The sequence below is a fragment of the Arthrobacter sp. sptzw32 genome, assembly GCF_059089735.1.
Map to the genome: position 1 here is coordinate 134,061 of NZ_JBNHEZ010000003.1, position 20,242 is coordinate 154,302.

Consider the following 20,242-nt stretch of genomic DNA (forward strand, 5'->3'; position numbering starts at 1 on the left):
GCCCGCCCCTGGGGCCTGCGGGACCTGCTAGGCCTCCGCCCGGAGCGCCCGGCGTTCCATTTCGAGCATCATGAGCTCGCGGTTGAGCCGCTGGTAGGTCTCCGGGTCTGCCGTCGGGTCCAGCCTCTGGAGCTGGCCCATCTTGTCGGCCTTGACCCGGGTGATCTGCAGTTCGAAAAGCCGCGCGAGGATGTCCCGGCAATACTTTTGCACTGCTTCCTCCGTGCTGGCGGGCAATGGCACCACAGCCAGTTCGGACACCAGGGGCCGCAGCGGTTCGGGGACTTCGTTCATCACATGCTCCACCCAGCGCACGGGATCGGCCGTGAGGGCAGGGTCCGTGGCGCGCATGGCGTCGTGGACCGCCTGGAAAGCCGGGGTGGCGAACCGGGCAGCGGAAAAGCGCTCCCAGACCCCTCCACGGAGCAGTGCGGGTTCCTGCAGTGCCACCTCCAGGGCCTGCCGCTCCATGGACGCCACAGGATCGCGCGGGTCCGGGCGGTGGAAGGACGGGACGGCGCCCTGCACCGGCCCGGCAGCGACGCCCGGACCGCCCGGCAGGGCGGCACGTGCGGAAGTCCGGGCATCTGTTGCGGGTGGCCCTGCCTGGTCTCCGCGTTTTACCGCGGCAGTTACCAGGCGCAGCACTTCGTTGGGGTCCGGCATGCCCAGCCAGCCCGTGAGCGCCTGGCAGTATCCGGTGCGGGTGGATGCGTCACGGATGGCGGCAACCACCGGTACGGACGCTTTCAGGCCCTGCACCCGGCCTTCCACGGTGTCCAGGTTAAACTGCTGAAGCGTGCTGCGGATGGCGAATTCGAAGAGCGGCCGCCGGGACTCCACCAGCGCGTGCACGGCCTCGTCGCCCCTGGTCTGGCGCAGGTCGCACGGATCAGCGCCCGTGGGCTCCACGGCAACAAAGGTCTGGGCGGTGAAACGCTGGTCCTCTTCAAAGGCACGCAATGCCGCCTTCTGGCCCGCGGCGTCGCCGTCGAAGGTGAAGATGACCTCTCCCCCGGTGCCGTCGTCGGACAGCAGCCTGCGGGCGACCTTGATGTGCTCGGTGCCGAACGCGGTGCCGCAGGTGGCCACCGCCGTCGGGATCCCTGCCAGATGGCAGGCCATCACATCCGTATAGCCCTCTACCACCACCAGCTGCCGGTCCCTGGCGATGTTGCGCTTGGCGAGGTCGATGCCGTACAGCACCTGGGATTTTTTGTAGAGGGTGGTCTCCGGGGTGTTCAGGTACTTGGGCCCTTGATCGTCTTCGTAGAGCTTCCGGGCACCGAAGCCGATGGTGTCGCCGGCGATGTCGCGGATGGGCCAGATGAGGCGGCCGCGGAACCGGTCGTAAATGCCGCGGTTTCCTTCAGAGAACATGCCGGTGAGCTTCAGCTCGGAATCGGTGAAGCCGCGGTTGCGCAGGTGCTTGAGCAGCGAGTCCCAGCCCTGCGGGGCGTAGCCGACGCCGAACTGCTCGGCGGCGGCGCGGTCGAACCCGCGGCCGTGCAGGAAGGTCCGCCCCTCGGCGGCACCGGGCGTCAGCAGTTGCGCCTGGAAGAACTCATCCGCGATTTTGTGGGCATCCAGCAGCCGCTGCCGCCGCCCGACTTCCTCGCGGCTGGGCCCTGTTCCGCCGTCTTCGTACCGGAGTTCGTAGCCGATCCGGGCTGCCAGCTTCTCCACGGCCTCCTGGAAGGAGCTGTGGTCCTGCTTCTGGACGAACGCGATGACGTCGCCGTCCTCGCCGCAGCCGAAGCAGTGGTAGCGGCCTACCTGGGGGCGGACGGTGAAGGACGGCGAGCGCTCGTCGTGGAACGGACACAGGCCCTTGAAGGTGCCCAGCCCCGCGCCCTTGAGCGTGACGTAGCCGTCCACCACTTCCTTGATGTCAGTGCGCTGGCGTACTTCGTCGATGTCTTCACGTTTGATCAGCCCAGCCACAGAGCCATCCTAGCCCCGGGGTACGACGGCGCCGGGCGCCTTATGGCGTTCCTCACCACAGTGACGGAAGGCTCCCCACCAGGCGTTCATACATAGCGAGCGCCGAACCGTCGGTGAGTGACGCCACCTGGTCGATTACGACGCGAAGGCGGGCTCCGTCGTCGGGAGCGTCACGCCAGTCCGCCGCGAACATCGGCTCGAGATGGCGGTCCCCGGTGGCGCTCAGGGCGGTTACCAGGGCGTGCAGCACCTCGCGCTGGCGCTCGTAGATCGGCTGGCGGTGCTCGGTGGTCATCACGAAGGTGGTGGCCAGGCCTTTCATGACCGCGATCTCCATGATGGTCTCGTCCGGCACCATGAGCTGGGCGTTGTAGCGGGTCAGGTTTTCCGGGCCGTAGACCGCACGCGTGGTTTCCAGGGCGCTCTGGCAGAACCGGCCAATGAGCTGGCTGGTCATGTTTTTCAGGGCTGCCATGGACTTGCGGCTGCCGTCCGCTTCGCGCACCCACACGTCGGTTGCCTCCAGCCGGGCCAGGGCGGCATCGATGGCGGCGGGGTCGTTGTGCGGCAGGTACCACTGCCTGGCATAACCCACCACCCGGGCGCGGTGGTCCGGGTTGTCCATCCAGCGGAGCTGGAAGTGTCCGGCGACGATCGCGTCCTCGACGTCGTGGACCGAATAGGAGATGTCGTCGGCGAGGTCCATGACCTGCGCCTCCAGGCAGGACCGGCGTTCCGGTGCGCCTTCGCGGATCCAGTTGAAGATGGGGAGATCGTCCTCGTAGGCGCCGAACTTGCTGGTCCTTTGGCCGTGGATCACCGGGGCTTCCAGCGCGGACCAGGGGTACTTCGTTGCCGCGTCGAGGCTGGCCCGGGTGAGGTTCAGCCCGGCCGGCTGGTTGTCTGCCGTCAGCACCTTGGGTTCGAGGCGGGTCAGCAGCCGGAGGGTCTGGGCGTTGCCTTCGAAACCGCCGATGGCGTGGGCCACCTCGTTCAGCGCCGATTCCCCGTTGTGGCCGAACGGCGGGTGGCCGAGGTCATGGCTGAGGCAGGCAGTGTCCACCACGTCAGGGTCGCAGCCAAGGGCGCGTCCCAGTTCGCGGCCCACCTGCGCCACTTCCAGGCTGTGGGTGAGGCGGGTGCGGACAAAGTCGTCAGTGTCCGGCGCCACCACCTGGGTCTTGGCCCCGAGCCTGCGCAGCGCGGAGGAATGCAGCACCCGGGCGCGGTCACGCTCAAAGTCCGACCGGTAAATGTTCTTGGGCGGCTCTTCCACCCAGCGGGCGGAATCATGGGTGTCATAGCCCGGCAGGACCGGGGCAGCAGTGCGCGTTTCAGCCACCGGAAACATCCAGTTCCGCCGCAGCAATGTCCCGGGACTGGTCCGCGTTCAACGCCCGCGAGTCCAGCCAGTCCTTGGGCAGGGCAGGCCTCTTCGGCGAGCCCGCGCGGCCCCGGGGACCCTCGGCGTCGTTGCCCGGGTACGGCGATTCAAGGTCCAGTTCGGCGAGCGTATCCCGCAGCACCTGCAGGCTGGTCACCAGGGCCAGCCGGGTCCGCAGTTCCCCGCCCACCACGTATCCCTTGAAGTACCAGGCAATGTGTTTGCGGATCTCGCGCAGCGCCTTGCCCTCGTCGCCGAAGGTTTCCACCATAAGTTCGGCGTGCCGGTACACGCCCTCGGCCACCTGGCGCAGGTTGGGCCGGAAGCGGGTGTCGCTGCCTTCGAAGGCTGCCTGCAGGTCCCCGAACAGCCAAGGCCGGCCCTGGCAGCCGCGCCCCACCACCACGCCGTCAACACCGGTGTCGCGGACCATCCGCACAGCGTCTTCGGCAGACCAGATGTCGCCGTTGCCGAGCACCGGAATGTCTGGCAGCGCCTCGCGAAGGCGGGCGATCGCGGACCAGTCCGCCTGTCCCGAGTAGAACTGGGCCGCGGTCCTGCCGTGCAGGGCGACGGCGGCAACACCGGAATCCCGGGCGATGCGGCCGGCGTCTAGGTACGTGAGGTGGTCGTCGTCGATGCCCTTGCGCATCTTGATGGTGAGCGGGACGTTGCCCTTTGAGGCCTCCCTGACGGCGGTCTGCACGATCGAGGTGAAGAGGTCGATTTTCCAGGGCAAGGCTGAGCCGCCGCCGCGACGGGTGACCTTGGGTACGGGGCACCCGAAGTTCAGGTCGATGTGGTCTGCCCGGTCTTCCTCCACCAGCATCCGGACGGCGCGGCCCACTGTTCCAGGGTCCACACCGTACAACTGGACGGACCGGACTTTTTCGTCATCATCGTGGGAGATGATGCGCAGGGACTCAGGCGTCCGTTCCACCAGCGCGCGCGAGGTGACCATCTCCGCCACGTACATGCCGCCGCCGTATTCACGGCACAACCGGCGGAAAGCCGAGTTGGTGATGCCGGCCATGGGCGCCAGGATCACCGGGGTGTCCACGGTGATGGGGCCCAGCCTCAGGGGCGGGAGTTCCAGCTTGGGGGCGGGAGGAGTTGCAACAGTCACCTGTCCATTGTTGCAAAGCCGGGCAAATCGGGCGTGCGCGCGGGTCCCGCTCCCCCGGTGACCGCCGCCGTCAGTCCCGCTCGGCCGCCCTGCGCCCCCGCCGGGTTTGCAGGGCAGCGGCGGCAAGCGTGCCTGTATCGCTGACGTCGTCCGGGTTGACGGCGGGCTGGGGCGGACGAGCCGGCCTTTCAGCAGCGGCGGCTTCACCCTGGCCCGATTCCGTTTGGAGGCCTCCGGAACCCGCGGGCTCCACTGCCCGTGCGCCGGTGGCCTTCACCACCAGCACGGCAATGAGGGTGGTGACCGGAATTGCCAGGACCAGGCCGATGGAGCCGACCAGGGTCCGGATGACCTCCTCCGACAACTCCGCGCTGGTGAGGGTGTCCGCGAGCGGGCGGTCGTAGAGCATCACGATGATGAGGATCGGCAGGGCGGCTCCGGCGTAGGCGAAGGCGATGGTGTAGACGGTGGAGGCGATGTGGTCGCGTCCGATGCGCATGGCGGAGGTGAACAGTTTCCGTGCGCTGCTACCCGGTGCCAGTTCGTACAGCTCCCACACGGCGGAGGACTGGGTGATGGTCACGTCATTCAGGACACCGAGTCCGGAGATGATGAGCCCGCACAGGATCACACCCGAGATGGAGATGTTGGTTGAGGTGTTCACCAGGGTGGTTGCCTCGTGATTGCCCACGCCGGCAAGGTTTGCGGCGCCGGTGGCCCAGGCTGCCAGGAGCGCTGTTATTCCGAGCCCGAACATGGTGCCCAGGAGGGCGGTGGACGTCCGGGCCGAGAAGCCGTGGGCGAAGTACAGCACCCCGATCATGATCACGGTCGACCCCACCAGGGCCAGCAGCAGCGGCGGTTTGCCTTCGACCAGGCCTGGAAGCATAAAGCCGGCCAGCACGAGGTAGGCCCCCACGAGTCCGATCAGCGCCCGGAGGCCCCGCCAGCGGGCAACTGCGATGACCACCGCAGCGTAAAGCAGTGCGAGCAGGACTATCGGCAGGGTCCGGACGAAGTCCACGAAGATGAAGGCGGGTGAACCCTGGGAGGCGGAGGCGCCCTGGGCGTTGGAAAGGTTCAGGTACCGGATCTGGTCGCCAGGCTTCACCCCGTGCGACTTGGCGACATCCGGGTTGATGACCACCTTGACGGGGCTTCCGCCCTTGTCCGGTTCGGTAAAGGCAAACGTACAGTCAGATCCCTGCTGGCTTTGTCCCTGTTGGTTTTGGCTTTGCTGGGTTTGGCTTTGCTCGCCCGGCCCCTGCTGGGCGACGCCCTGCATGCAGTTCTCGGTGACGACGCTTTGGATGGATCCGGTGTCGAACGTGACCCCCGGAGCGGCGGAGTAGGGGTTGGCCAGGGAGATGCCCTCCTTGCTTCCGGAGGGCCAGAGCATCGCCATGCCGGCCAGGGTCAGGAGCGTCAGGGGAATCAGCACCGCGGCGAGGATCCTGTTTGCCTTCCGGCGGGCGGCCATTGCCTGCGGTGAAGGCTCCGCATGGCCTGTGGAAGCGTGGGAGTGACCGGAGCCCATCAGCAGTAGAACCTCATACCTTGAACTCTACGTCCGGCACCATAGGGTTGATAAATGGACCGTCAGAACTGGGAGGAACCGGGCATGGCCAACCGCAGCACGGGAGAAAGCGGCCGTTTCAATGCCGCCGGAACTGCTTCTGACGCCGCCCCCCAGGCCGCACTCAGTGTTCTTCCGGCGTCCGGGCCCACCTTGGGGGTTGCCCTGGTGCTGCACGGCGGAAAATCGCACAGCCGCGAGCCGGTGGAAGCCATCCACCTGAGCCCGGCACGGATGATCCCCTTTGCGCGGCACCTGCACCGGGCCGGCCGGCAGAACGGACTGGCGGTGTGGTCCCTCCGCAACAGCGTGCGCGGCTGGAACGGCGCCGACATGTCGCCGCTGCAGGATGCGCGTTGGGCCCTTGAACAGATCAGCAGCCGGCACCCGGGCGTTCCGGTGTTCCTGGTGGGGCACTCGATGGGCGGCCTGACTGCCGTCTGCGCTGCAGACCACCCCCAGGTGGAAGCTGTTGTTGCCCTGGCGCCCTGGCTCAGCACCGGGACTCCGGTTTCGGCAGTGGCCGGCCGGAAGGTGCTCATTGTCCACGGCACCGTCGACAGGTGGACCAGCCCGCCGGCGTCGCTCGCGTTCGCCCGCCGGGCCGCCGCAGGTGCCCAGTCGATGCAGTACGTTGCCCTGAAAGGCGTGGGGCACTTCATGTTCCGCAAGATCGGCCTGTGGCATTCGCTGTCCACGGGATTTGTGCTGAAGGCATTCCACGACGCAACCGGGGCGGATGTTGCCCTTCCCCGCGGGTTTGGCCAGCTGCTGCCGGCATCGGCCGTCCAGGTGACCCTGTAACGCTGCAGAGAGGCTGCCCGCATGACCCGCAGTTAACGCCGGGGACGATCGCTGCGGGTCAGGTGGGTCAGTCTTCCTAGTCCGACACGACCAGGGTTTCGGGACCGGAGAGCCGCGCCTTGCCGTTTTCGAGGAGGGGCTCGACGGCGGCGCGAAGGGCCGTCATTGAATCGTCCAGTTCCAGCATGACCGGGTGCTGGTAAGCAATCAGCGCGAGCATGTCCCGGACGGCCTCGGCGGCGTCCTCCGGGGCAAGCGCGGGTTCGTGCCCAACGAACACGTCAGTAGGAACCTGTTCCCCCTGCGGCGCCGTGTCCTGTTCCGGGCCCTGCGCCTGGGCTGCATAACTCACTGCGAAAGCCCTGATCCGGCCCTTCCTGCTGGGCGAAACCCCCGCCCCGAACGCGGACTCCGGCTGCGCACGCAGCACGATGGCCCCGTGCGCGCCGGTCAGATCGTCCAGGAACAGCTTCTGCACCTGGCCCACGGACAGCACACCCGGCGAATCCCAGTCGTGGATGGCCGTGTAATAGCGGCCCACAACATCGGTCAGCTCCACGGACCCGGTAGCCAGGTCCATCACGACGTCGGAGCCTGCGTTCTCATCGTTCGCCGGCCCGCCGTCGTGGTCCTTGGCCGGGAAGACCGGAAGCCGCAGGGCGCCCGGCTCCACAACCACCAGCCGGGACCGCTGGATAGGCGAAAGGTCGAAATGCTCTGCGAAGGCGGCACCCGGAGTGCCCGGCTCCACCTTGGCCCGTAACCTGGACACGCCCGACGGCGACTGCGCGGCTTCGCGGCGCAGCATGGCCAGGAGCGTGGCGCCGATGCCGGAGCGGCGGTGATCACGTGCCACCTCGATGTAGGCCCACAGCCGCTCGGGGTGCAGTGAGGCCTCGTAGACAACGCCCGCCGCAACCGGAATGCCGACGCCGTCAATGACGTCCTCGGCCACGATGCAGCGCCGCCATGGCGAGCCGCTTCCGTCAGATGACGGTGCCAGGGCGCCGCGGAACTGCCGCGCCTGGTACGTTTCGGGGCCGCCCCAGATTTCCAGGAGGGCCAGGTCGTCGCCCTCGCGCCATTCGCGGTATTCGATAGCCATGGCTAGGCGCCGATCAGGCGGGCGGCCAGGTAGCCCTCCACCTTGTCCAGGGAGACGCGTTCCTGGCTCATGGTGTCCCGCTCGCGGATGGTGACGGCCTGGTCCTCCAGGGTGTCGAAGTCCACCGTGATGCAGAACGGGGTGCCGATTTCGTCCTGGCGGCGGTAGCGGCGGCCGATGGCTCCGGCGTCGTCGAAGTCGATGTTCCAGTTCTTCCGCAGCTGCGCGCCGAGGTCCTTGGCTTTCGGGGACAGGTCCTCGTTGCGGCTCAGCGGCAGCACGGCTGCCTTGACCGGGGCCAGGCGCGGATCCAGCTTCAGGACAGTGCGGACGTCTACGCCGCCCTTGGCGTTGGGGGCTTCGTCCTCCGTGTACGCGTCCACCAGGAACGCCATAAAGGACCGGGTGAGGCCGGCCGCAGGCTCGATCACGTACGGGGTGTAGCGCTCGTTCGTGGCCTGGTTGAAGTAGCTCAGGTCCGTGCCGGAGGCCTTGGCATGAGTGGAGAGGTCAAAATCCGTGCGGTTGGCGATGCCTTCAAGCTCGCCCCATTCCGAGCCCTGGAAACCGAAGCGGTACTCGATGTCCGTGGTGCCCTTGGAGTAGTGGCTCAGCTTTTCCTGCGGGTGCTCGAAAAAGCGGAGGTTTTCCTGGCGGATGCCCAGGCCCGTGTACCAGGACATGCGCTCCTTCATCCAGTACTGGTGCCATTCCTCGTCCGTGCCGGGCTCGACGAAGAACTCCATTTCCATCTGCTCGAACTCGCGGGTGCGGAAGATGAAGTTTCCCGGCGTGATCTCGTTGCGGAAGGACTTGCCGATCTGGCCGATGCCGAACGGCGGCTTCTTGCGCGAAGTGGTGAGCACGTTGTTGAAGTTCACGAAGATACCCTGAGCCGTTTCCGGCCGCAGGTAGTGCATGCCTTCCTCGCTGGCCACGGGACCCAAAAAGGTTTTGAGCAGGCCGGAGAACTCCTGGGGTTCGGTCCACTCGCCGCGGGTGCCGCAGTTCGCGCAGGCAATGTCCTTCAGGCCGTTCTCGGCAGGGCGGCCCTTCTTTTCCTCGTATTCTTCCTCAAGGTGGTCCGCACGGTAGCGCTTGTGGCAAGACAGGCACTCCACCAGGGGATCGGAGAAGACCTCCACGTGGCCGGAGGCTTCCCATACCTGGCGGGGCAGGATGACGGAGGAATCCAGGCCCACCACGTCCTCGCGGCCGCGGACCATGGACTGCCACCACTGGCGCTTGATGTTTTCCTTCAGCTCCGCGCCGAGGGGCCCGTAGTCCCAGGCAGAACGCGAACCTCCGTAGATCTCACCGGCCTGGAACACAAAACCCCTCCGCTTGGAGAGGGAAATGACCTGGTCGAGAACGGATTTTGCTGCCATGGGGAAAACTCCAATTTCTACAGGGCCGCTGGGTGCGGTCCGCGGTTTTTCGGGCCCGCGGTAAGCCGGCGGTGTGCAACCGCTGGCTGCCGCGGGGGCGGATGAAGGAAGATGCAGAAAGCTGCGTGACCTAGCCTACCGGTGCCCACTGTGGAGCGCGCCCCGAGGCCAGGGCAGGGTGGCCAGGATGATGGCCGCGAGAGTGAGGATGGTGCCGAGCACTGTGGCCGGGGCAACCACGCTTCCGGGCGCCGGCAGGATCACGTCGAGGGCGAGCGAGCCGAGCAACTGCCCGGCGATCATGCCCAACCCCGTCACCAGGACGCCCAGGCTGCGCACCAGCAGGGCGCCCAAACCGATGAACACGCACCCCATCGGGCCGCCAACGTAGTACCACCACTCCCCCGGCAACGGATTGCCCGGCCCGGCAACGGCCACCTTGATGGCATACGCCGTCCAGAGGACCAGCGAACCTGCCACGAAATTGACCAGGGTAGCTGCAATGGGCGTGCCGTAATGGGCTGTTGCCGTTCCGTTCATGGCCTGCTGGAAGCTCATCAGGAACCCGGCCGCGACGGGAAGAAGGAGGGGAAGCACCAGGAAAGCAGGACCGCCGTCGTGCGCTCCCCCGCCGGTTCCGGTGAACCGGGGCGAAACTGCCCAGGCGACAGCGGCGATGGTCAGCAGGCAGCCGATGAGCCGGATCGCGGTGACGGGTCTCTTGCCTGCCGGCCCGATGCCCAACCGGTCCACGAGCAGGCCGCTGACGGTTTGGCCGGTAACGGTGGCAACCGTGAAGAGGGCAACACCCAGGATGCCCACCGTGAAGGACTGGGCAAAAACGAACAGCGCCCCGATCCCGCCGGCGAAAACATAAACCCGGGGAAAGGCCCTGCTGCGGACGGCAGGTACGATCCGCGCCAGCCCGGCCCGGCCGCGCGGCAGCAGCAGCGAGATCAGGATCATCACCACAAGGCCTGTGCTGAAACTCACGACGGAAGCGGCAATGCCGTCGTCCAAACGGGCACCAAGGGCACCGTTGACACGGCCCTGAAGCGGAATGGCCAGCCCAGCGCCCACCGCCAACGGCAGGCCTGCGAGCAGCGGCAGGCGGGGGCTGGAGGTCACCGAATCCACCTTACGTCAGGCATCATTGCTTCATGAGCAACCCCGTTGAAGACATTCCCATCCGCGACAGTATGATCCGCCTCGGCCAGCTCCTCAAGCTCGCCAGCCTTGTGGAGGACGGCGTGGAGGCGGCGGATCTCATCAGGAACGGGCTCGTCAAAGTCAACGGCGAAATCGATGACCGCCGCGGCCGGCAGCTGCATCACGGGGACACCGTCACAGTGAACGGGCAGACCGTCCGGGTGGTGGCACCGAAGGCGGGCTGACCTCCCGGGCAGGCGCCCGGCGTCGTCCGCCTATTTCTTCAGCACCTCGTGGGTGAGGAATTCACCCACGTGCCCGATCTCCTGCTGGTTGATCCCGTGCCACATGCCTGTGTACAGCACCTTGGTGAGCTTGACGTGCTTGCGGACCCAGCCCATGGTGTAGTCGATCCTGTCCGGAGTGATCACCGGATCCTGCTGGTCCCGGCCCCAGAACATGGGAATGGTGCCGTCCAGTTCGGAGTCCCTGAAGCTGGGGTCGCCGCCCGCGTCCACCACAAAGCCCGAGAGCCCGACGACGGCCGCAAAGTCAGTGGGGCGCTGCCGCAGGAGCGTGGTGGCCATGGCCATTCCCATGGAAAAGCCCAGCAGTGACACCGAGGGGTGTCCTACTTTGATGGTGTCGATCCAATCCAGCACAAAGGACGACGCTGCCTTGACCCGATCCAGCGAGTACTCGATGGAGGCCGTGAGCGGAAACCAGGTGAAGCCCGGGCCCATGGCGATGGGGGCCCGGACTGAGGCCACGGCGAAGTCCCCCGGCAGCAGGTCAGCCAGACTGAGCAGGTCCTGTTCGTTGGCGCCGTAGCCGTGCAGCAGCACCAGCAGCGGCCTGCCGTCGCGCTGGTCCTCCGGATGTGACCACAAAACAACAGGGGCAGGAAATACTTCGGCTTCGGTCATGGTTTCCATTCTTACAGTTACCCCCAGGTAACAACCTACGTTCGCGTAGCCAGCGAAGCGGAAGGCAGGATAGGACCGTGACTGACACGAGTGCCATTCGAACCCCCACCGCCCACGCCGGATCCCACCCCTGGACCCGCTATGTGGCAATGGGCGATTCCTTCACCGAGGGCATCGGCGATCCCGAGCCCTCGAGCCCCGGCGGCTACCGCGGCTGGGCGGACCGTGTGGCGGAGGAACTGGGCCGCACCCAGCCCGACTTCGCCTATGCCAACCTCGCCGTGCGCGGCCGGTTGCTGCAGCAGATCGTGGACCAGCAGCTTGCCCCGTGCCTGGCACTGAAGCCGGACCTGGTGACCCTCTCGGCCGGCGGCAACGATCTCATCCGCCCTGGCGGTGACCCCGACGCGCTCGCCGAAAAACTCGATTCCGTGGTGCAGATCCTGGCGATGGGCGGCGCCACCGTGGTCCTCTTTAACGGCCCCGACACCGGCTCGTCAGTGCTGGGCAGGATCCGCAGCAAGGTTGCCATCTACAACGAGAACCTTCGCACCGTGGCTGCCCGGCACGACGCCGTTATCGCGGACATGTGGTCCCTGCGCCAGCTCAGCGATCCCCAGATGTGGGACCAGGACCGCCTGCATTTCTCTCCGCTGGGCCACCACACCATCGCGGCCATGGTGCTGGACTCGCTGAACGTTGAGCACACACTGGAGCCGCTCCAGCCCAAGCCTGTGCCTTCCCGCACCTGGCGCGAGGCGCGCTCCGGTGACCTGGTGTGGGCGCGCGAGTACTTTGTGCCCTGGGTGCTGCGCCGGCTGCGGCACCAGTCCTCCGGAGATGGAATCACCGCCAAGCGTCCGACGCCGGGGCCAGTCTTTGGCCCCGGCGTGCCGTTGGGATCCGGCGAGGGTCCTTTGGGCACCACCGAGGCTGCCAGGCGCTAGCGCCCGCAGGATAATCCCGACGGCGGCCAGTTCAGGCGGGCAGGCATGGAACCCCATGCGGTGGTGCGGATGCGGCTTCGGTCCCAGCTGCTCCGGGCACCTGCCGCGGCCTCTCCCGAAGCGGCACTCCGGAGGCTCCTGGCCGTGCAGGCACAGGAGTTTCCGTACGCGCGGTGGAGTCTCGCCCAGCGCGTATCGGCCGCCGGACGTGCACCCGTGACGGCTGCTGACATTGAACAGGCTGTGGCGGACGGCCGGATCCTGCGCACCCACATCCTCCGGCCCACCTGGCACTTCGTTCACCGGGACGATCTGCGCTGGCTCCGTGCGCTCTCCGGGCCACGGCTTGAGCAGGCCAATGCCTTCACCTACCGCAGCACCGGCATTGACGCGGCCGCTGCCGCGCGGAGCGCCGACGTGCTGGCACGGGCTGTTGCGGACGGAAACCACCTGACCCGTGAAGGCCTTGCGGACCGGCTGCGCGGGGCCGGGTTTACGGCGAAGGGCCTGGAGCTGGCCTACCTGATTATGCATGCCGAAATCAGCGGGGTCCTGGTGAGCGGGACGCCCGTGCGAAGCCGTGGCGGAGCGTTGAAGCAGACATACGCGCTTTTTGAAGAGCGGGTTCCCGCCGGGCCAGGGACGGCGCCCACCCGGGAGGAGGCGTTGGCCGAACTCGCCCGCCGCTATTTCACTGGCCGCGGTCCTGCCACAGCCAAGGACTGCGCCGACTGGTCGGGAATGACCATGACGGACGTCAGGAAGGGCCTGCAGCTCACCCTGGAAACTGAACCGGGGGCTCTCGCCTCAGCCCTTATAGACGGCGTCGTGTTCTATTACAGTCCTGAAGCCGCCGGCACTGGCGCCCGCGATGCTGAGTCCGGCAGTCCTGAAGCCGGGGCAGGAGACGGAGCCGCCGTCTCACCGGAAGGCCGGCCCCGGATCGACCTGGTCCAGTGCTACGACGAATACATCATGGGTTATTCCGCCACCCGGCACTACCTCGGGGGCAGCGCACCCGCTTTTCCCTCTGAAGGCCAGCCGATGCACGTGGTGCTGCTGGACGGGAAGATGGCCGGCGCCTGGCGGCATACGCTGCTTCCCGGCCGCTGCGAGCTGGATATCCGGCTGTCACTCTCCGCTGGGACGCCGGGTTCTCCAGTGGCCGCGGCAGTGCAGGAAGCAGTGGACCGGTACGGCGCATTCACCGGGCTCCCGGCCGTTCGCGTGCACTCCGGGGCTAAGCTTGAGGGACACATATGAGAGGCACGGCACCGTGAGCAACTTGTTTTTCTGGATCATCATTTTGTCATTCCTGATCCCGATGGCCATGCGGATGTACCGGAAGTCTGTGGCCCGCAGGAACCAGGAGCAGAGCTTCCTGGGGCGCTACCCCGAGCAGTTCCCGGGCGGAGGCCAGTTCCCGGGCTCAGCCGGCCCGCAGAACAAACAGCCCCGGGACGGCTTCACCCAGCAGGACTACTTCAGCGGCGGATTCCGCGGCCTTGACCGGCCCCAGCCGCTGCCGCCCGTCCAGCCGGTCCCGCCGATGGACCAGCAGTTCCCGCCGTACGGGCAGCAACAGCATGGGCAATACCAGCAGGGCCAGCCGGTGCAGGGACAACCCCAGGTGCCCCAGCAGCCGGCCGCCCCTGCAACTCCCCCGCCGCCGTCGGCCCCGCAGGGCTACCGCGCGCGCAGGCTGGCGGAGCTGGATGAGAAGTACAGCAACGGCGAACTGTCCGTTGAGGAGTACATGGCCCGCCGCGGCGAGATCATGAACGGCTGACGCGCCTCAGTCGACCTGCGGAAAGCCCAGGTCGATGACCGACGTCGCGGGGTCCGGCCACCGGGTGGTGACCACTTTGCCCCTGGTGTAGAAGCGGATACTGTCCGGCCCGTACATGTGCGTGTCACCGAACAGCGAGTTCTTCCAGCCGCCGAAGGAGAAGGTGCCCACCGGCACCGGGATGGGCACGTTCACGCCCACCATGCCCGCCTCCGCGTCGAACTCGAACTGCCGGGCGGCGCCGCCGTCACGGGTGAAGATGGCAACGCCGTTGCCGAACTCGTTGTCGTTGACCAGTTGGACGGCGTCATTGTAGGTATCCACGCGGACAACGGACAGGACAGGCCCGAAGATTTCGTCGTCGTACACCTTCATGCCCGGCTTGACGTTGTCCACCAGGCTGACGCCAATAAAGAACCCGTCTGAATCGAACTGCTGCGAGCGGCCGTCAACAACCACCGTGGCCCCTTCGTCCTCTGCGCCTGCCACGTAGGAGGCCACCCGCTCACGGTGCTCCGCCGTAATCAACGGGCCCATCTGCGATGCCGGGTCCGTGCCCGGGCCGATGGTGAGCGTCGCCATCCGGCTCTTGATGGCCGCCACGAGGTCGTCAGCGACGTTGCCCACCGCAACAAGCACGCTCACTGCCATGCACCGCTCACCCGCTGAGCCGTAGGCAGCCGACACGGCCGCGTCGGCTGCCATGTCCAGGTCCGCGTCAGGCAGGACCACCATATGGTTTTTGGCCCCGCCCAGTGCCTGGACCCGTTTGCCGTGGTCCGCCGCGCGCTTGTAGATGGACTGCGCGATGGGCGTTGAGCCCACGAAGCTGACGGCTTTCACGTCCTGGTGCTCAAGCAGGACATCCACCGCTTCCTTGTCTCCCTGGACCACGTTCAGCACGCCGGCGGGCAGCCCCGCTTCCGCGAAGACTTCCGCGATGAATACGGCCGATGAGGGATCCTTTTCGCTCGGCTTCAGGAGGACGGTGTTGCCGCACGCCAGTGCACTGCCGATCATCCACAGCGGCACCATGGCCGGGAAGTTGAACGGGGTGATGCAGGCCACCACGCCTACAGGCTGCCGGACGGAGTGAACGTCCACGCCGCTGGAAACCTGCTCAGAGCGTTCCCCCTTGAGCATGTGGGAGAGCCCGGTGGCGAACTCGATGTTCTCGAGCCCGCGGGAAATCTCCCCTTCGGCGTCGGAAAGCACCTTGCCGTGCTCGCTGGTAAGGACGGCAGCCAGTTCGGACTTGCGCTGGTTAAGGATTTCGCGGACGCGGAAGAAGATGTTGGTCCGCTTGGCCAGGCTCGTTGCCCGCCACGCCGGCAGTGCGGCCTTGGCCGCGGCGATGGCTTCCTCCACGCGGGCGGCCGAAGCCAGCGCCACCTGCTTTTCCTGCTCTCCTGTGGCGGGGTTGAAGACGGGGCCGAAGCGTTCCGCGTCGGTGACGCGGCTGCCGTTGATGTAATGCGGGATGGTTTGCATGAAAGTCTCTCTTCTACTTTGCTGAATCCAGGGAACCGTCAACGAGCTTGATGATCATGGAGCAGTCCTTGCCGGACTCGCCCGCATCGATAAGGCGCTGGTACAGCTGCTGGACGTGCTTGCCGATTTCCAGGGGCGTGCCGGTGTCTTCCGCAGCGCTGATGGCCAAGCCGATGTCCTTGTTTGCCAGTTCGGCGGTGAACGTGGGCGCAAAGTCGTTGTTGGATGCCGCGGTGGGGACGACGCCGGGAACGGGGTACCAGGTGCGCAAGGCCCAGCTGTCCCCGGAGGAGACGGAGGCGATATCCCAAAACACCTTCTTGTCGAGGCCAAGCCGGTCCGCCAGCACGGCGCCCTCGGCTGTAGAGGCAAGGTTGATCAGGAGCATCAGGTTGTTGCAGATTTTGGCCGCCTGGCCGGTGGTGGCTCCGCCGGTGGGGATGATGTTTGCGGCCATCGGTTGGATGAAGCCGGCAGCATCGGCCACGGCACCAGTTTCACCGCCGACCATAAAGGTGAGTGTTCCGGCTGCCGCGCCGCTCATCCCGCCTGAGACAGGGGCATCAACGAAGCGGAAGCCGGCGGCAGCGGCGGCGTCGTGCAGCTCCTTTGCTGCGGCGATATCGATAGTGGAGGAATCGACCAGGAGGGTGCGCGTATCGGCATGGGCCAGCACCCCGTCCGCGCCCAGGTAGACGGCCCTGGCGTGTTCGCCCTTCGGCAGCATGGTGAAGACGACGTCGGCGCCGGCCACAGCCTCGGCGATGCTTCCCACCGGTTTGACCCCTCCGGCCTCCGCTGCGGCGAGCGCGGCGGGGTTGAGGTCGAATCCCCGTACGTCGTGGCCCGCCTTGGCGAGGTTCCCCGACATGGAACCGCCCATATTCCCCAACCCAATCCAACCGACTACTGCCATGGTCCAAGCTCCTTTGCTGTGTCCCCGGCCGAAGGCAGCCGGAAGGTCTGTGTCCACCATCACACCCCTGTTACAGTGCAATCAAGGGGAAAAAACACAGACAGTATGTGCACTGATGCACACGGATGGAAGGTGATGAGTGGCGCGGCTACCGAGTCCGGACGACCTGCTGATTTTGCTGACCGTGGCCCGGCTGGGGCGTTTCAATGCCGTCGCAGAAACGCTTGGTACCACGCACACCACTATTTCCCGGCGGATCCTCGCCCTCGACAAGCAACTGGGCGGGCGCACGCTGGAGCGCAGCCCGCACGGGTGGGAATTGACGGAGCTGGGCGCTTCGGCCGTCGCCGCGGCCGAGAGGATCGAGGAAACCCTGGGTTCCCTGGCTGCGGTCACAGGCCAGGACCGGGACGCTCTCGCCGGCATGGTGCGGATCAGCACCTCTGACGGTTTCGGCGCCGAATTCGTCACGCCTGCGCTGGTCCGGCTGCAGCACCGGCATCCCATGCTCAATGTTGAGATGCTCAGTGCCACGCGCAAGGTCAGCCAGAACCGCTCCGGCGTGGACCTGGAGGTGGTGGTGGGACGCACGGACGTGAGCAACGCGCAGGCCATCTTCCTGACCAACTACTTCCTGCGGCTCTACGCCAGCCCCGCCTACGCCGCCCGGAGGGGATTACCGGAAACGCCCGACGGTGTGCGGCAGCATGGCTTCGTCTCCTACGTGGAGTCGGCACTTCAGGTGGCCGAACTGGGCCACCGGTCCTCGCAGCTGCCGATGCCTAAGTCCAGTTTCCAGGCGACGAGCATTTTCGCCCAGGTGGAGGCGGTACGCCGCGGTGCCGGCATCGGGTTGCTTCCCAGCTTTATGGTGGCCCGGGATCCAGGGTTCGTTCCGGTGCTCCGGGACTCCTTCCAGCGCCAGGTGCCCATCTGGGCAGTGGCCCGGCCGGAAGCGCTGCGGTCCGCCAGGGTGCAGGCCGTGATTGCTGCGCTGCAGGAAGAGGTGGCGGAACGCCAGGATCTGTTGGCAGCCTGATGCGGCGGGCGCGTGATCCTGCTGCAATTGGAGCAGGATCCATGTCAGGCCTGGAAGAGCCGCCTTACCACCTGTCCTGCGGCGAGCGCATCGAGGCCTTCGTTGATCTCCTCCAGCGGCCGGGTGTCCGTGTGCAGCAGCTCAACGGGGAGCCTGCCCTCCCGCCAGTACCGGAGATAGAGGGGGATGTCCCGGCCTGGAACGGCGTCGCCCATATAGGACCCGAGCAGCCGCTTGCCCGCTCCCGCGAACTGGAGCGCGGGCACCGTCAGCTCCGCAGTGGGGTGCGGCAGTCCCACGGAGACCACGGCGCCGCCGCGGGTCACGTGTTCAAGGCAGGAGGTGATGACACGTGCTGATCCCACAGCTTCGATGGCAGTGTCCACGCCGTCACCCGCGGCCTCAGCAATAAGACGGGAAGCCTCGTCCGGCGTCCCCACCGCCGTGGCGCCGCACTTCAGGGCGAGCCCGTGTTTGCCGGCATTCGGGTCGATGGCAATCACGGAGGAGGCACCCGCGAGAGCGGCGGCCATAACGGCCGAAAGCCCCACGGCGCCGAGTCCGAAGACCGCCACTGACTGGCCGGGCTGGACTGCAGCGGTGTTCATTACCGCTCCCATTCCGGTGAGTACGGCGCACCCGAACATTGCTGCAACAGTGTCCGGGACGTCGTCGTCGATAACCACCACCGATTCCCGCGCCACCACTGCATAGTCGGCGAACGCCGAGACCCCCAGGTGGTGGTTGATCCGTTCCCCTGCAGGCGTCCGCAGCAGGGCCTCGCCGTGCAGGAGGTCCCCGGTCCCGTTGACTTCCGCAGCGCGGTGGCAGAGTGCGGGGCGGCCTGCCCGGCACGCGCGGCAGGCACCGCAGCTGGGGACGAAGACGAGGACCACGTGGTCTCCGGGGGAAACATCCGTCACGCCCTCCCCCACTGCGGCAACGCGTCCTACGGCCTCGTGCCCCAGTGCCATGGGAAGGGGCCGGACGCGGGAACCGTCCACCACTGACAGGTCGGAGTGGCACAGGCTTGAGCAGGTGATGGTGATGCCCAGCTCGCCGGCCCGGGGTTCCGGCCGGTCGAGCTCCTCGACCCGAAGGGGGTGCGCGTCGGTGTAGCTCGTTCCGGGCGGGACAGTGGAGTAAAGAACGGCTGCTTTCATGGGAAATCCTGACTTCGTCGATGGGGCTGACGGCCGAACTGCCCGGGCCTGCGTTGTCGCGGGTCGGGCAGTCTGCGTGTTGTGCGGTGGCGGGTGCCGGAGCCTACTTCTTGGCCGCTGCCAGCAGGTCGGCCGTGCCCTTGGCGTCTGCCGCGTCCACGTCGTGGAGCGAGATGCCACGGGTCTCCTTGAGGAAGAACACCGAGATGGCGGTCACGATGCAGGCACCGAGCAGGTACAGGGCCACCGGGGTGGAGGACTTGAAGTTGCTCAAGAGTGCAGTGGCGATGATCGGTGCCAGCGAACCGGCAACGATGGAGGTGACCTGGTAGCCCAGGGAGACGCCAGAGTAGCGCATCCGGGTGGGGAACATCTCGGCCATGATTGACGGCTGCCCTGCGTACATCAGCGCGTGGAAGAGGAGGCCGATGGTGATGGCGGCCAGGATGACGATGTCGTTGGCGGTGTCCATCATGGGGAAGGCGAAAAAGCCCCAGGTTCCGCCGAGGATGGCGCCCGCCATGTAGACCGGCCGGCGGCCGAAGCTGTCGGACATCTTTCCCACGAGCGGGACAGCGCAGAAGTGGATGAAGTGCGCCACCAGCAGGAGCAGGAGGATCCGGGAGGTGTCGGTCTGGACGACCACTTTCAGGTAGGTGATGGAGAACGTCACCACGAGGTAGTACAGGATGTTCTCGGCGAAACGCAGGCCCATGGCGGTGAAGACACCGCGGGGGTAGCGGCGAAAGACTTCGGCGACGCCGTAGCCCTTCTTCTCGACGGTGACTTCCTTGCGGGCTTCGATGAAGATCGGGGCGTCCTGGACCTTGGTGCGGATGTAGTAGCCGACGATCACGATCACGGCCGAGAGCCAGAAGGCGACGCGCCAGCCCCAGCCGAGGAATGCTTCCTGGGAAAGCGTGGCAGAAAGGGTGAACAGCACGCCGGTGGCCAGGAGGTTGCCGAGGGGAACGGCGGACTGCGGCCAGCTGGACCAGAACCCGCGGGACTTGTTCGGGCTGTGCTCGGCAACGAGCAGCACGGCGCCGCCCCACTCCCCGCCGACGGCGAAGCCCTGGACGAAGCGCAGGAACACCAGGAGGGCCGGGGCCCAGTAACCGATCTGGGCAAAGGTGGGCAGGCATCCCATGAGGAAGGTGGCCACGCCCACCAGGATGATGCTCAGCTGCAGCAACTGCTTGCGGCCGAACTTGTCCCCGAAGTGGCCGAAGACAATGCCGCCGATCGGGCGGGCCACGAAGCCTACGGCGTAAGTAACGAAGGCAGCGATGATGCCGTCGAGTTCCGTCCCTGAGTTGGGGAAGAACATTTTGCCGAACACCAGGGTGGCGGCCGAGGCATAAAGGAAAAACTCATACCACTCAACTACGGTGCCGGCCATGGAGGCCGTCACTACTTTCCTCAGGCCTGTGGATTTGACGTCGGTTTCCTCTGGCCGCCGTGCGGCGGAGTGTTCCGTACTCATGTGAACTCC

18 protein-coding genes are annotated in these 20,242 nt (G+C 66.6%); 6 read left to right on the plus strand and 12 right to left on the minus strand.

Annotated elements, in window-relative coordinates:
• Positions 1 to 27: 27 nt before the first annotated feature.
• From dnaG to AC5RVN_RS07215, 4 genes are all read right to left on the minus strand, one after another.
• A complete protein-coding gene (dnaG, locus tag AC5RVN_RS07200; RefSeq protein WP_494137487.1) occupies positions 28 to 1,944 on the minus strand; it encodes a DNA primase in 1,917 nt (638 codons plus the stop codon).
• 52 nt (positions 1,945 to 1,996) lie between these two features.
• Entirely contained in the window at positions 1,997 to 3,295 is a 1,299-nt protein-coding gene (locus AC5RVN_RS07205) for a deoxyguanosinetriphosphate triphosphohydrolase (RefSeq protein WP_494137488.1), read from the minus strand.
• On the minus strand, positions 3,279 to 4,454 hold the full coding sequence (gene dusB / locus AC5RVN_RS07210) for a tRNA dihydrouridine synthase DusB (protein ID WP_494040928.1): 1,176 nt from the start codon (positions 4,452 to 4,454) through the stop codon (positions 3,279 to 3,281). Before dusB ends, AC5RVN_RS07205 begins: the two co-directional genes overlap by 17 nt.
• Positions 4,455 to 4,524: 70 nt before the next feature.
• Positions 4,525 to 5,991, minus strand: coding sequence for a YibE/F family protein (locus AC5RVN_RS07215; protein ID WP_494104689.1), 1,467 nt, complete (start codon positions 5,989 to 5,991; stop codon positions 4,525 to 4,527).
• 84 nt (positions 5,992 to 6,075) lie between these two features.
• On the opposite strand from AC5RVN_RS07215, the gene AC5RVN_RS07220 reads away from it, so the two are divergent.
• Positions 6,076 to 6,834, plus strand: a complete 759-nt coding sequence (locus AC5RVN_RS07220) for an alpha/beta hydrolase (RefSeq protein ID WP_494104735.1) — start codon at positions 6,076 to 6,078, stop codon at positions 6,832 to 6,834.
• A 76-nt stretch (positions 6,835 to 6,910) separates the two neighbouring features.
• On the opposite strand, the gene AC5RVN_RS07225 is transcribed toward AC5RVN_RS07220, so the two are convergent.
• From AC5RVN_RS07225 to AC5RVN_RS07235, 3 genes are all read right to left on the minus strand, one after another.
• Positions 6,911 to 7,939 (minus strand): GNAT family N-acetyltransferase, encoded by a 1,029-nt coding sequence (locus AC5RVN_RS07225; protein WP_494137489.1) that lies wholly within the window; start codon positions 7,937 to 7,939, stop codon positions 6,911 to 6,913.
• Between the two features lie 2 nt (positions 7,940 to 7,941).
• Entirely contained in the window at positions 7,942 to 9,327 is a 1,386-nt protein-coding gene (locus AC5RVN_RS07230; RefSeq protein ID WP_494104687.1) for a glycine--tRNA ligase, read from the minus strand.
• A gap of 135 nt (positions 9,328 to 9,462) precedes the next feature.
• Complete coding sequence (locus tag AC5RVN_RS07235; RefSeq protein WP_494040932.1) at positions 9,463 to 10,455, minus strand: DMT family transporter; 993 nt, start codon at positions 10,453 to 10,455, stop codon at positions 9,463 to 9,465.
• Positions 10,456 to 10,487: 32 nt separating this feature from the next.
• Between AC5RVN_RS07235 and AC5RVN_RS07240 the strand changes: the two genes are divergently transcribed.
• A complete protein-coding gene (locus AC5RVN_RS07240) occupies positions 10,488 to 10,721 on the plus strand; it encodes an RNA-binding S4 domain-containing protein (RefSeq protein WP_494040933.1) in 234 nt (77 codons plus the stop codon).
• Between the two features lie 30 nt (positions 10,722 to 10,751).
• Here the strand turns inward: AC5RVN_RS07240 and AC5RVN_RS07245 are convergent, their stop codons facing one another.
• Positions 10,752 to 11,402, minus strand: a complete 651-nt coding sequence (locus AC5RVN_RS07245) for an alpha/beta hydrolase (protein ID WP_494040934.1) — start codon at positions 11,400 to 11,402, stop codon at positions 10,752 to 10,754.
• A gap of 77 nt (positions 11,403 to 11,479) precedes the next feature.
• Between AC5RVN_RS07245 and AC5RVN_RS07250 the strand changes: the two genes are divergently transcribed.
• Genes AC5RVN_RS07250 through AC5RVN_RS07260 form a run of 3 tightly spaced genes read left to right on the plus strand, consistent with a single transcriptional unit; the run spans position 11,480 to position 14,138 of the window.
• Positions 11,480 to 12,349: an SGNH/GDSL hydrolase family protein gene (locus tag AC5RVN_RS07250; RefSeq protein ID WP_494104685.1), complete on the plus strand. Its 870-nt coding sequence runs from the start codon at positions 11,480 to 11,482 to the stop codon at positions 12,347 to 12,349.
• A gap of 45 nt (positions 12,350 to 12,394) precedes the next feature.
• Entirely contained in the window at positions 12,395 to 13,612 is a 1,218-nt protein-coding gene (locus AC5RVN_RS07255) for a winged helix DNA-binding domain-containing protein (protein ID WP_494040936.1), read from the plus strand.
• Positions 13,613 to 13,625: 13 nt separating this feature from the next.
• Entirely contained in the window at positions 13,626 to 14,138 is a 513-nt protein-coding gene (locus AC5RVN_RS07260; protein ID WP_494040937.1) for a hypothetical protein, read from the plus strand.
• A gap of 6 nt (positions 14,139 to 14,144) precedes the next feature.
• On the opposite strand, the gene AC5RVN_RS07265 is transcribed toward AC5RVN_RS07260, so the two are convergent.
• Both AC5RVN_RS07265 and mmsB read right to left on the minus strand, forming a co-directional pair.
• Positions 14,145 to 15,629, minus strand: coding sequence for a CoA-acylating methylmalonate-semialdehyde dehydrogenase (locus AC5RVN_RS07265; RefSeq protein ID WP_494040938.1), 1,485 nt, complete (start codon positions 15,627 to 15,629; stop codon positions 14,145 to 14,147).
• A gap of 13 nt (positions 15,630 to 15,642) precedes the next feature.
• Entirely contained in the window at positions 15,643 to 16,545 is a 903-nt protein-coding gene (mmsB, locus tag AC5RVN_RS07270) for a 3-hydroxyisobutyrate dehydrogenase (RefSeq protein ID WP_494040939.1), read from the minus strand.
• Positions 16,546 to 16,684: 139 nt separating this feature from the next.
• On the opposite strand from mmsB, the gene AC5RVN_RS07275 reads away from it, so the two are divergent.
• Entirely contained in the window at positions 16,685 to 17,584 is a 900-nt protein-coding gene (locus AC5RVN_RS07275) for a LysR family transcriptional regulator (RefSeq protein WP_494040940.1), read from the plus strand.
• A 44-nt stretch (positions 17,585 to 17,628) separates the two neighbouring features.
• Here AC5RVN_RS07275 and AC5RVN_RS07280 read toward each other — a convergent pair whose 3' ends face one another.
• Positions 17,629 to 18,747: a zinc-binding dehydrogenase gene (locus tag AC5RVN_RS07280; protein ID WP_494040941.1), complete on the minus strand. Its 1,119-nt coding sequence runs from the start codon at positions 18,745 to 18,747 to the stop codon at positions 17,629 to 17,631.
• A 103-nt stretch (positions 18,748 to 18,850) separates the two neighbouring features.
• Entirely contained in the window at positions 18,851 to 20,233 is a 1,383-nt protein-coding gene (locus AC5RVN_RS07285; protein ID WP_494040942.1) for an MFS transporter, read from the minus strand.
• Positions 20,234 to 20,242: the final 9 nt, after the last annotated feature.

Excerpts from the sequence above, each read along its gene's own strand:
- AC5RVN_RS07205 (WP_494137488.1), bottom strand. The coding sequence starts at position 3,295 with ATGTTTCCGGTGGCTGAAACGCGCACTGCTGCCCCGGTCCTGCCGGGC.
- AC5RVN_RS07280 (WP_494040941.1), bottom strand. The coding sequence starts at position 18,747 with ATGAAAGCAGCCGTTCTTTACTCCACTGTCCCGCCCGGAACGAGCTAC.
- AC5RVN_RS07225 (WP_494137489.1), bottom strand. The coding sequence starts at position 7,939 with ATGGCTATCGAATACCGCGAATGGCGCGAGGGCGACGACCTGGCCCTC.
- AC5RVN_RS07215 (WP_494104689.1), bottom strand. The coding sequence starts at position 5,991 with ATGGGCTCCGGTCACTCCCACGCTTCCACAGGCCATGCGGAGCCTTCA.
- AC5RVN_RS07255 (WP_494040936.1), top strand. The coding sequence starts at position 12,395 with ATGGAACCCCATGCGGTGGTGCGGATGCGGCTTCGGTCCCAGCTGCTC.
- mmsB (WP_494040939.1), bottom strand. The coding sequence starts at position 16,545 with ATGGCAGTAGTCGGTTGGATTGGGTTGGGGAATATGGGCGGTTCCATG.
- AC5RVN_RS07285 (WP_494040942.1), bottom strand. The coding sequence starts at position 20,233 with ATGAGTACGGAACACTCCGCCGCACGGCGGCCAGAGGAAACCGACGTC.
- AC5RVN_RS07240 (WP_494040933.1), top strand. The coding sequence starts at position 10,488 with ATGAGCAACCCCGTTGAAGACATTCCCATCCGCGACAGTATGATCCGC.
- AC5RVN_RS07220 (WP_494104735.1), top strand. The coding sequence starts at position 6,076 with ATGGCCAACCGCAGCACGGGAGAAAGCGGCCGTTTCAATGCCGCCGGA.
- AC5RVN_RS07265 (WP_494040938.1), bottom strand. The coding sequence starts at position 15,629 with ATGCAAACCATCCCGCATTACATCAACGGCAGCCGCGTCACCGACGCG.
- AC5RVN_RS07245 (WP_494040934.1), bottom strand. The coding sequence starts at position 11,402 with ATGACCGAAGCCGAAGTATTTCCTGCCCCTGTTGTTTTGTGGTCACAT.
- AC5RVN_RS07230 (WP_494104687.1), bottom strand. The coding sequence starts at position 9,327 with ATGGCAGCAAAATCCGTTCTCGACCAGGTCATTTCCCTCTCCAAGCGG.